We start from the raw sequence: 12250 nt of genomic DNA on the forward strand, positions 1-12250 counted from the left end.
TTAAAACACTTAAATCTGAAAGCCAAATAATTCACAAAATAATAGAAATGACTATAAACAAAATAGACATTGATGAAGACGGAAATATTAAATTAAAAAACTAATTGTTCACATTGAACCTGATTACTAAAAAAGAAGGGCGAGAATATCGCCCTTTTTAACGCTCGAATGTCGCATAATGAAAGCTATTATGTTAAATCCGACGTGGCACAGCTTGCAGCACTCTAAACGCATTCTCCGCTTGCTGCTGCAACTTTTTGCTGTGAGTTGGTCAAAAGTATCACTCACAGCAAAAAGCGTCTGAAATAACATAATATAGAGTTATGCGAAACCTAGCGCAGATAGTAGCGATTAGATAATGTGAGATTGTTTAAAAAAGTTTGTAATTTGCGTTCGTCTTCTATTGCCCAAATCATCATTTTTACTTGATTGATCTTTTCATTGTCTGAATTTGTTTTTTGCAAGATCAATAAATAGTCATTCAATATTTGAAGCAATATATCTAAATTATTCATAAAGCTGTCGCACTTCGTTTGACTGCTCAAAACAATCATAAATCTTGTTTTTTCAAAACAAAATTTACGACAGTTTTCGAGCTAAATTTAAACACTTGGTTTTGTTATATCTGTCCCTTTAAACGTTGAAGAATCAGGAACTTGATAAATGTTATGCGTTTGATTTAAATCATTGTTTTTAAATGATTGCGAATTTGTGTCCAAGTGACTAGAAGATGAATTATTGCTATTAGAAGAATTATGCAAAGTAAAATAATCATAAGGCCTGTCGTATGTATTTTTCATTAATCGTTTGCAAACAGATGGATCAGTATCAAGTAATGTACCCTGCTCTGTAACAGCAATAAGCTTGCCATTAATTTTAATGCAACCACTGAATTTAGGTTGATTGACAACAGTATAGTTTAAGTTTTTTTTATCAATATAATCATGGTTGTAAGGGGCGTTTGGATTATAAGAAACAGCTATACCGGTCTCCACTGGAGCAGATGCGGTGAGGAAAATTCAAATACTTGCCTGATCGCTCATTAACACTCGCTCTATATATACGTAATAAAAATGCGCCCTTAGGCGCATTTAATGATCTATATATAATAAATAAGGACTTTTATTTAATAAATACCATTTGATCAAACTCAAAAAAGTCAGCTGAATTGGAGCTTTCATCATAGAGCACACATAACTGATGATTTTCGTTTAGCTCTATACAAACAGAGATTACTTTTCCTGTAACCTCGTACAAGCCTGATTCCTTATATTCAATTGGCACTGGATAGTTAAATGTGATTTCTTTTCCTAAATAACTAAGCAATGTATTATATTCATTAGTCATGGTGATCTCCTTCATAGATCATTGTGATTAGCTGAATATTAGGAGTGCAATCCTAATATTCAGTGCAATAAATTAAACTCTTCCATTTTTTACAATTTGAAGCATATAACGCTTAAGTTCAGAACTAGCAGACGATTGATTTTGCTTACAAATCTTACTAAATTCTCTTTTTAACGCACCATTAACTCGAAAATTAACAACGTCATCAAGTTCAGTAGATGATGTAATTTCTTCAATCATTTTATCTCGTAATAATTTACGTTCATGAATCTGCTGAGTAAGATTTTCAAACATAATATAAACCTCATTTGTATATACAAAATATATTCAAAGAGTATATTTGTCAAGATTTTTATAAAAATTTGAATAAAAAATAAATATAATAAAATCATATGGATAAGAAAATTCAGTAAAAAGATAAACAACTAAAACCGAAATTCCGCAGTTAAGTCCACACTAGAGATGGTGGACTTTTTCTCTCCTATCCTCAAAAAAGCCAAAAAAAGTGGCTGCGCGCCCTCGCCACATTTTTTGTTTTTTATCGGCTTGGTGTCGCATAACTTAATTTTATGTTAAATAGCTTGTCAAAGATTGTACGTACTGCTACAGCTTCAGCACGTACAACTTCACTGGAGCGATTCATGGCATTGTAATCTCTCCAGTGCATGGAAATTAATTAAGTAGTCTTACAAGGATTGACTGCTGTTTTAACCAATTTAGCCGATGTCGCCAACCCACCAGCTTTTCGGTATTTGCTAAAGCTATCGTCAATATCTTGTTTAGAATGCTGGATAATTTTTGTTGCCATATCCTGTACATCAGGATTAACTAATCCAGAGTTTTTTTTACGATCCTGCTCGTTTTTTAAAGCTTGATTCGCATGTTCTATATTGCGATAAGAAATAAGAATTTTATTTGAAGCCTGATAGATCTGATAATTTGTACTTGCCTTGCAAATGCCAATTGACTCTTCATTAAGCTGCATTTGTAATTTTTTGGTATTAATTAATGACTCAATTTCATCCTGTTCTTTATTGATGGGCCTTAATTGAATCGCCAAATTTTTATTCTGTTTTTCTGTTGTTACTTTTTGAGATTTACTCTTCTTCTTTTCTGCTTCTTTAACATATTGTTCAGTCGCAAAATTTGCATAATCATTTAGATAAGCATTAAATGCAGTGACAAATTCTTTGCCACAACTTTTTTCAATAAATCGGTGTCTTTTTTGAAATCGTGAGGTGATTTTTTCCTGTTGTTGACTAGTTATTTCCTGAGAGCGTAACAGTGCAACATCGCGGACATCATTATAAAGATCTTTATCTAGTGACGAAGGTGCTGCTCTTAATATTTCATCGTTTTCGCCAAGAAACTGATATTCTGGCATGTTGCGACCATTATATAAACGATGATTTTTTTCAAATTTTGAAAAATCATCGTCGTTGTGCCCATTTTTTACACTATATACTTTACATTTTGTGCCTTTTTTGAGTTTATATTTACTCACTAAGATTGAATATAAATCATTTGTTCTATCTATATTATTTAATGAATTTATTTTATCTGGATTTTCACGATCTAAACATTTTTTCCAGTCATTGAAATTTATTTGACCGCTTTGGCTTACACCACATTGATAAATATCATATTTATAGACTGGTTTGGGTGTATCTATTTTTACCTTTTTATTTAAAATGTCCTCTACCACCCCAGCATGTAAACTTAAATTAAAAAAATAAAGACCAAAGATAAAAAAAACTCTGCTCATTATGTCCCCTTTTTAAATATATTAAAAATAACAATGAATAGATTTATTTAATGTAGTCGTTGAAATATACAATCTCATGAAGACAATAAGTAATTTATCGACTAAAACCATATAAATAAAATATTAATTAAAAAATGACACACCCAAAAAAGCTATTAGGTTTTTTTTTGCAAAAGTTCAAATCAAGTTCTAAATTAATCAAAAACTTTAATTATTAAATTGATTCTATTTAAAATAAATAATGCAAGTGGTCTATTTATTGGCAGCTATATTCAAAAAATATTATGCATATAACCTTATAAATGCAGACCTAACCTAAGCTAGCTATAAATTTTGCCGAGAATCTAACATAAAAATACAATAAAAACAAAAATATTATTGATTTCTGGGTCTAAATTCATACAAGTAAAAATTCTAGCAAATCATAGCAATCAGATTTAGGTTAAATGCCATTCAATTTTAACAATTTAGGGATAGATCTATTTATGTTGTCTTGCTATCCCCTAACCTTTTCCTTGATTCGATTTTCCTATCTAATATCAAGTAACAAACTTTGCAGCAACCTATTCTTATACTATTTTGAAGATGAACCACTGTTGTTTAAAATCTTTTCAAACCTATCTTCATATTTAATTTATACTATATGTAATCATGTTTCTGGCTGATATAAATTACCGTCTTCACTTAGTTAGATATTTAAATAAAATTGATATAAAACAATATCTTTTGTTATTATCCCTTATGGATAACAATAAACTGTACTGACTTAAATTTTGCCATGGAAAAATAAATGAAGCAATCAACAGCCTTAGAAATTCTTAAAACCGGTGCAAATGTATTTTTAACTGGCTGTGCAGGTACAGGGAAAACTTATATCATCAATCAATATTGTGATTGGCTCATTAACAATAAAGAAAAAGAACATAAAATTGCACGTACAGCGAGCACTGGATTGGCTGCATCGCAAATTTCAGGTCAAACCATCCATTCTTGGTCTGGTATTGGGATTAAAACTGAATTTACTCCAGAAGATCTTTTTAGTTTTTCGAGTAAGCAACCGACTTTAGAACGCTTGCGTGCAGCCGATGTCTTGATTATTGATGAAATTTCCATGCTGCATCGCAAACAATTTGAACTTGTCGATTATGTGCTTAAAATCGCGAGAAAAAATAGTCTGCCATTTGGCGGGGTTCAATTGATTATTTGTGGTGATTTCTTCCAGTTACCACCTATTTCCAATAATGCTTTAAAGGAAGCAACCAGTGAGATTTTCTGTTTTACTGGGCAGTCTTGGCGTAATGCGAATTTTCAAATTTGTTATCTCACAGAACAGTACCGTACCACAGGCGGTGAGTTTAATGCACTTTTAAATGCCATACGTGAAGATTGTATACAGCCAGAACATATACAAACACTGAATCAAACAGCCAATAAGCCCTATGATATAGAAGTGCTCAATCTGTACACTCACAATGAAAATGTGGATACCATTAATTTTGCACGCTTAATGCAATTGACCACGCCTTCTTTTCATTTTGAAGCCAAATCTTCGGGCGATGCTCGATGGATTGAAGCACTGAAAAAGCAAATGCTCACCCCTGAAAAACTTGAATTAAAAGGCGGTGCTAAAGTTTTATTTACCAAAAATAATCATTCCAACCAGTTTATGAATGGTACGCAAGGCATTGTGACCAGTTTTAGCGCAGACGAAGATAACCCTGCAGACCCAACCTTATATCCTGTAGTTAAAACTGTAGACGGTTTGCACATATTGGCAAAACCGATGAGTTGGGAACTTAAAGACCCGAAAGATCGCACTTTAGCCAGCGTGACTCAAATTCCTTTAGTTCTGGCGTGGGCGATTACTGTGCATAAATCACAAGGCATGTCACTGGATGAAGCCAATATTGATTTAAGCCGTGCTTTCGTTGAAGGACAAGGCTATGTTGCTCTATCACGGTTGCGCTCGATCAAGGGTTTACGACTATCCGGTTTTAATACAACCGCTTTACGTGTCAATGAATTGGTACAAGAGATTGATAAAACATTCCGTGAAACCAGTGATTTGGTTGCGCTAAAATATGAGCAAGCAAAGCAGTATAGCTTTAATTCTGAGCCACCCTTTGAGTCAGATACAGATTTGCCATTTTGATTATATATAGATCTAATCTGTTAGGTTTTAATATTTTATTATTTAACAAAGGATTAAATAAAAGATTTACAGATACTAGAAATAGTTCTGTAAATCTTTTTATAATTCAATCTCTTCCAATTGATTTAAAAACAAAACATTTTCCTGCATGATTGCAATTTTTTCAGTCTGCATGAGCATAAACATGTTGTGTAGACATGAATTTTGACTGAGTTTATTGCTCAATTGAGTCAATTGACTAATCTGATCTAGATATTTATTCACCTGATTACAATCATGTTTTTTATTAAACTTTTGCCAACCCTTTGGAACTAGGATTGAAACAGGTCTTATCTTTAAATAATTCATGACTATAGATAAGCCAAAGGGATCAAAATCTGCATAAATGGCCACCGGAATATCATCTTTTAATTGATTTAAAAGAATTTTTACAGTGCTTTGGTTTTGTCCTTGTCCACGATAGACAAATAAGCTAGATTGCCACATTTTAGGTAACCATTGATACCACTGATGTAAAGTGATTAACATAGTGGCATTTTCAACAACCACTAACCGTTTTATCCCAGTTATATCTAATTCGCTCATCTCTACTGTGGGAACAAAACTCGGATAACCGATTGGCAACCAAACTGATTTCATGGGTAATTCATGATGAACAGCGGCAAATACTAGCTGATCTGCAAATACATCTTTTGTTGTACTTTTTTCATTTCGATGGTTTTTTACAGTTTCAAGGCGATTTTGACCTTTAGGTAGATCATCTAATATATTATCCTTGCGATGCTGTTGATATAACCGTTCTAAGAGTTGGTAGTCTCGTTCTTTTAAACCTAAGCCATGATTTATAGGCTTACCGATGCCATAATCTTCATTCAGTCGTTGCCATGTTTTATTGAGGCGCACCTCTTTGGGCTTTTCCCTAAGGACATCACGAATCACGTTTAACTGGATTTGGTTCACACAATCTCCCTAGATTTTGTCACAATGACATCATGAACCAGAAAGTTACCATCAAAATATGGGAGTTGGATTTCTTCCATATGCAGAGTAATTTTCTGTTCGTGTGTCTTTTGGTTGACGTGATGATAGCCCACTAATGACATCAACCAGAATTCTAGCTCCACCTCGGGCTGAAGTTTTTCGAAACAATCGATTCCACGCCATTCTACACCAGCATCACTTTGTAGTGCGGCCTCGAAAAAATATTCAAGAGCTGCTTGTAAAGGACTTTGATCCACAATCTCAATATCATCGGTTTGATCAATCGTTTTTTCAACGTCAGCCAGTTGAATCGTTGATTTGCTATGCCTATTTTCTGCTGCTTTTGCCCCGAGTTCCCCTAAAATATCAAGTTGGCTATATTGATTAACGTTGCCGTAGCCAATTAAAGGAATTGTAGCAACATGCTTAAAGATATCGGGAGCGATGGCAACTTCAAGTTGTATGCCAATTTTGTTGTCAGATAAATAGCGATGAACTGAATCAATTAATGTATTACGCTGCTGGATCTGTTGTTCTTTTTTCAGTGCGGTAATTTGTTCTTTAATCTGATGAGCTGTCTGTAATAACTCACGATTACACGCATTGACGACTGGTTGTAAACGTCGCTTAACTAATCGTTCGAGTTCTTTACTCAAACTCATCAGCTGGTCCTGCCAATCTGGCGTTAATACGCTAACTTTATTACGCAAGTGGCGATGCTCTTTTAAGGCCTGTTCTGTGACATGAATTTTTAATTGAAGATCAGAGATGACCGAGAGGTGTTCTGCGACCATACTAGAAAAATATAGACAGTTTTCATGTAACAAACTAGCTAATTCAACCACTAATTCACTAATTTGAATTAAATAATGTCTAGCTTCTGGCAAACTTTTTTGTCTAGCAAATTGATAGGTCTCGACACAACTTTCAATCTGATTTATACATGCATGAATGTCATCACTAGAGTTTCGAATTCTACCTTTTTTTTCAAAATGTGAAACAAACCTGACCACCGTACTATGTAAGATATAAGCCTCTGTATCTGTTTCAATATAACCTAATCCTGCTTTATTCAAGCGTTTAATGATTGATTCATGTTCAGGGCTAAACTCAATGGCGCCGTGATTATTATTAATTGCTGTACCAATCACTTCAATATGTGTTGCTAGCGTTGAGCAGGCTTTTGCAGCTGGATGTTCTTTTTGCGCTTCATTCATACGAGATACCTATAGCAATTCATCCTGAACAGTTTGTACTGCTGTGCCATGCAAGTTGTCTGTAGGTATTTGCTCACAGGCACTGATATATTCGAGTTGTTCATAAAATAATGACCATTTCGCCGTTGCCCGATATGTCGTCCCTGCATCATTGCCCCCCAAAATTAAATACTTCTCATCCAGTAGATAATTCAGTACATACTGTAGTTGTTCAGACGCGTTGGTACTGGTTGTTTGTTTGCCAACTTTCTGGGCAAGTTTTTTTAGTTGTTCACTGCCTAAATGCGATTGTTCTACACTAGTTAGCAATGAACCTTTTGAAATAATATCTCCATATTCAATGGGTTTGCTATCGTTAGTTAATGTACGGCACAAGCGTATCCATTGCACAATGGGTTCAATTTTAGAAACAACGTCATTAAATTGGCGTTGGATAATCTTGCGAATCTCTGAAGATTCAATATCTAGATAAGCACAATAAAACCCATTTCCGTCGTTACTATGAACGCAACGACGATTCAATTTGAATAAAAAATTATTGACCTCTTGAAGATGTTCAGGCTGGCACAAATCGCTATACAGTGATTTATTTAACCATGCATCAATAACTTCTCCACGCAGTAAGCGCTCTATACATTCACCGAAAGCTTGATGATTCATTGTGCATAGCTCCCTTTAACAAGAAGAGGATTCTGTTGAGTTTTTGACTTAACTACAAACTGAGAAAGACCTTTGTCCTTGTCAATATTGTATTTATAGCTAAAAGACCTTGCTATTTGTTCAGTCATTTGTGGCTGCGCGCACACCAAATAAACTTGTTGCTGTTGCATCAGCTCTAATAGTTTAATGCTATTTACTGGGTCAATTTGTCCTAGTTCATCAATTGGCAAATGAATGGCTACACTTTCATCTGAACATAAATGTCGGATTAATCCTGTAAAAATTAATAAAATCACCAAACGAGATAAGCCTGTAGATGAGGCCTCAGCCAAATCTTTGTCATTTTTAACCCGCACTAAACGACTATTTTCTTTAAAGCAGATGCTCAATTCCACCATGGTTTTCAGGTCATGACTTTCGACATTAGAGTTGTGTAACGCATTTACTGCATTTTCCAAAGAGGCGATTACGCTTTCATCGGGAATTTCATTGACATCAGACTCAAACTTATTTACAAAATTTTCTAGATCTGAAAGATAGCCAAATTTATGAATGGTCGCTTCAAGGCGAATTTCAATCTCACTTAATGCTGTAAATGGATTATGAGTATTAATATTGGAGCTCAGATCATCTGACACTCTGGAAACTTTGCGTTGAAACCGTTTGAGTGATTCATAATGAGTCTGAAAGACAATCCCTAAAGACTGATAGGCAGCGATCGTTGCTGTAATTTTCGATGGAATTTCATGTGCCAGCATTTTACTTAATACGGTCATGGCCTCTAACATATAAGGCAAACTGTCTACCTGATGGGGAGAACCCAACATCTGGTTACTCCAATATTGCTCCAAGCCATTACCCTGCGCCAAACTCAAAATTTGTTTGACCAATGTATGTAATTGCAGACTTTCTTTACGTAATTCTACCAGCTGCGACAATTGCTCTTGCCCATGATTAAGATACCAATCAAAATCCAATGGTTGTTCTACTTGATTAATTGCAAACTCTGATTCGAATGCTGTGAAATCCTGTATGGATGGTTCAATACGTTTTAATAAATAATCAAGCTGCTGTAATTTTCTCTGAATGAGCTTAAGTGTAGTTTGATAGTGCTTGTGATGTTCAATTTTTTCATGATCTAACTGTTTCAACGCTTTCACTACATCTGCATGTTCTTTTTCTAGATGATCAATAGCTTCTTGAATCGTTTTTAAATGGTTGTGAAGTTCAGTACGTTGACTGAGTTCAACCTCAACCCATTGATGATATGCACTGATTTTGCCAATATATCCACTCACTGTTTTAAGCTTTTGTTGAGCATCTGCCAACCGTTGTTCTGCATTTTTTAATTGTTGTGTATCTACACCTTCAGCCTGCAGTGCCCGATCTCTAGCCTTGTGTAATTCCGCAATTTTATCATCACGATGCTTGAGTACTTTGCGAATATTTTCTTGAATCTGTTTGCCTTGTTCCTCAAGATTGCTCGCTTTCTGTCGATATGCTGCCTTAATTGTCTCACAGTCTTTTTCTTGCAGTTGTTGTAGATCATTTTTAGCAGATTTATGCTGTTGAATTAGAGAGTTGTGTTGTTGTTCAGCATCTTGTAAAAGTTGAGTAGCCCGCTCTTTACGCTCATGAATATTCAAACGAATCTCACTCTCTATACGCTCCTGTGCTGCTTCAATTTCCTGAGATTTTCTGTTTAAATTATTTAGTTCCTGCTCAGACACAGACAGCGCGAGCTCCAAATCTTCTAATTGTTCTTGAGCTGTAGTGGCATAACGTTCATGACGTGCCTGATCATCTTGATAATGTTGACAACGTAAAACCTGCTGTTCAATCCGCTTTTTAAGCTCTTCTAGACTGTCCGCCTCTTGAGGCAGACTCAATTTATCCAACTCCAAGTGCAAGCCATAAAATGAATTCTGACTTGGCTGATCTTCCCATTTCGGACTAAGTCCTTTTTTTAGTAACCAAGCAGGGTTAATTAATTTACCGATATGCTGTTTCCATGTTTCATCGGGATAACTACGCAGAAAACTAATCAGAGAGCCTTCATTATTGAGTTGCTCTCGTAATTTTTGTTCTAACTCCTGCTCCTTATGTAATAGTTTTTTGGTATTTTCTACTTTTGCCAGTGCAGCTTGCCTCTGCTTTTTTTGAGCATCTACATTCTGCCCAAGTAGATTATATTTAATTAAATGTTCAGAAATTTGTTGTTTTTGTTGTTTTAATAATTTCTTATTTAAATCTAGATGTTGCAACTCTTCCGCCGTGTATGCGGCAGCTTCCCCGACACTTCTATACGCTTGTTGAATCGTTTTTAATATCGTGTCGAGAGCGAATGCTTGTCTGCTCGATAATTCAGTGAGTTCAGTGTTTTGCTTCGAGCGAAGCTCCTCTTCTTCTTGCGATTGTTGCTTTAAAAGCTGAATTTGCTCATGATGAATATTGCCTTTCTTTTGTTCCCATAAGTCCTTTTCCCGAGATGTCTCATCCCGAATCTGATTGATATGCAAATTATGGTAATCTACAATATCGTTGGCAGATGCTTCTAAACGTTGTAGTTGCGTCTTTTCCTCTTGTAGCTTAAGTTGATACACAGGCAGATTATCGTATTCTTTAATCATATGATTAATATTGAGTTGCTGATATTCCTCTTCCTGCTTATTAATATGCTCAATCTGATTCTTGGTAGTTGTTCGTTCACCCTGTTTACTGCTTAATTGAGTTGCTAGATCGCTGATGGTCGTTTGTAAGTCATGATAATTGTGTTCATATTTTTCTAAATAAGCATCATTTAGCTGTTGTAAGTGCTGCTCATCCCCTATCAATTGTTCAGTTAACATCTCACCTTGCAACTTCACTGTAAGCAGTTGCTGATATGTTTGAATGACATTTGTTCTAAGTTGCGTCCCTTTTTCAAGTTGTGAACTGGATTTAATAAACTGCTGTAGACTTCGCATGTCTTCAATCAAATTTAAGTTTGACGTGTGAGTTAATCCTTTATTCGCAACAACTACATTTTCATCCTGAAGATAGGCATCAACAAGCATACTTTTAAATTTATGAATAAGATCTACATGAGACATAGGTACGCGGGTTAATTCACCTAGGTGCCTTAAGGTATATTGACGCTCACACATTGCATAATCTGCTGCTAAATTACGAAGCATTTTATCCCGTGCAAAACGTTCCTTATCGTTATGCAGAATCGCCCTATAATCTAGAATCGTTTCAATTTGCCGACTAACCTTAATATCATTTAATTGCAATTCATGAAAAATTTCATTCACTGGAGTGTTCTTTTCAAAGAGTTCACTCAATTGAGGAGAAAAAAGTGTATCCTCAGCACGCCCTTGAACAAAACGATAAATAAACTTCGAACCATTTTGATGTCTGTACATTACAACACAGCAAACTCCTTGTTGCCCACGGTACTCAAATACAATCATTGATTGCAGATTTGGCAAATAAAAATCCAAAAAACTAGATTTATTGGCAGCTTTTTGCACCATACTTTCAGGCGAAACTCCCGCAAATATGGGGAGCAAATTAAGCATGCTAGTTTTGCCGCGACCATTTGCAGCAATCAAATTGGTATGGCCATCGCATTGCAACTTAACTCGTTTATTTCTAATGTAAGAGTTATGAAGGTAAATAGTTTTTAGACCTTTGGTTATCGTTTGATGATTTATGTTATTCAAAATGTTGTTCTCAAATATAAAGAATCTAGGCTGTGTACTACGGAAACATAACATGATTTATCAGAAATATTTATCTAAATCAAGATGCTATGCATAAAAATAAATCTTAGAGGATTATTTTTTTATAAAATTTTTCCTATTTAAAAGATGAGCATCGTCATTGAAACTAGTTATAAGACAATAGAGATGTTACATTTCAAAAAATAAAAATTAGATAAGTTTTTTAACGATATGTTTTTTCAATTGAAGTAAGATAGAATTGTTGCAATTCGCTTTGATAAACTAAAAATACAACTGTAAACCGCAATATGCGGCTTTATCATGTGGTCATATGATTTAATTACCATATAAAAATGTCAACATACCTTTAAAGTAAGATTGATCAGATACTACTGAATATTTTAGGTTATTGACGATGAAT

9 protein-coding genes are annotated in these 12250 nt (G+C 34.7%); 1 reads left to right on the plus strand and 8 read right to left on the minus strand.

All coding sequences use genetic code 11. From position 1 onward, the window contains the following. Positions 1-602: 602 nt before the first annotated feature. From I2F62_RS11120 to I2F62_RS11135, 4 genes are all read right to left on the minus strand, one after another. A complete protein-coding gene (locus tag I2F62_RS11120; protein WP_324627074.1) occupies positions 603-995 on the minus strand; it encodes a hypothetical protein in 393 nt (130 codons plus the stop codon). A 127-nt stretch (positions 996-1122) separates the two neighbouring features. Continuing rightward, on the minus strand, positions 1123-1347 hold the full coding sequence (locus tag I2F62_RS11125) for a hypothetical protein (protein ID WP_324627075.1): 225 nt from the start codon (positions 1345-1347) through the stop codon (positions 1123-1125). 72 nt (positions 1348-1419) lie between these two features. Further along, a complete protein-coding gene (locus I2F62_RS11130) occupies positions 1420-1641 on the minus strand; it encodes a hypothetical protein (protein ID WP_324627076.1) in 222 nt (73 codons plus the stop codon). A 382-nt stretch (positions 1642-2023) separates the two neighbouring features. Then, positions 2024-3112, minus strand: coding sequence for a hypothetical protein (locus tag I2F62_RS11135; RefSeq protein ID WP_324627077.1), 1089 nt, complete (start codon positions 3110-3112; stop codon positions 2024-2026). Between the two features lie 790 nt (positions 3113-3902). Between I2F62_RS11135 and I2F62_RS11140 the strand changes: the two genes are divergently transcribed. Then, entirely contained in the window at positions 3903-5264 is a 1362-nt protein-coding gene (locus I2F62_RS11140; protein ID WP_324627078.1) for a PIF1 family DEAD/DEAH box helicase, read from the plus strand. 99 nt (positions 5265-5363) lie between these two features. Here I2F62_RS11140 and I2F62_RS11145 read toward each other — a convergent pair whose 3' ends face one another. The 4 genes from I2F62_RS11145 to I2F62_RS11160 are packed head-to-tail and all read right to left on the minus strand — an operon-like array spanning position 5364 to position 11883. After that, positions 5364-6224: a DUF7281 domain-containing protein gene (locus I2F62_RS11145; protein WP_324627079.1), complete on the minus strand. Its 861-nt coding sequence runs from the start codon at positions 6222-6224 to the stop codon at positions 5364-5366. Then, entirely contained in the window at positions 6221-7462 is a 1242-nt protein-coding gene (locus I2F62_RS11150) for a hypothetical protein (protein ID WP_324627080.1), read from the minus strand. The genes I2F62_RS11145 and I2F62_RS11150 overlap by 4 nt, the downstream gene beginning before the upstream one ends. A 9-nt stretch (positions 7463-7471) precedes the next feature. Further along, positions 7472-8122 carry a hypothetical protein gene (locus I2F62_RS11155; RefSeq protein ID WP_324627081.1) on the minus strand — a complete coding sequence of 217 codons (651 nt, stop codon included), beginning with the start codon at positions 8120-8122 and terminating at the stop codon, positions 7472-7474. Beyond that, positions 8119-11883 carry an ATP-binding protein gene (locus tag I2F62_RS11160; RefSeq protein WP_324627082.1) on the minus strand — a complete coding sequence of 1255 codons (3765 nt, stop codon included), beginning with the start codon at positions 11881-11883 and terminating at the stop codon, positions 8119-8121. Before I2F62_RS11160 ends, I2F62_RS11155 begins: the two co-directional genes overlap by 4 nt. Positions 11884-12250: the final 367 nt, after the last annotated feature.

The sequence above is a fragment of the Acinetobacter sp. MD2(2019) genome (assembly GCF_035615615.1).
In the GTDB taxonomy this organism is placed as follows: Bacteria; Pseudomonadota; Gammaproteobacteria; order Pseudomonadales; family Moraxellaceae; genus Acinetobacter.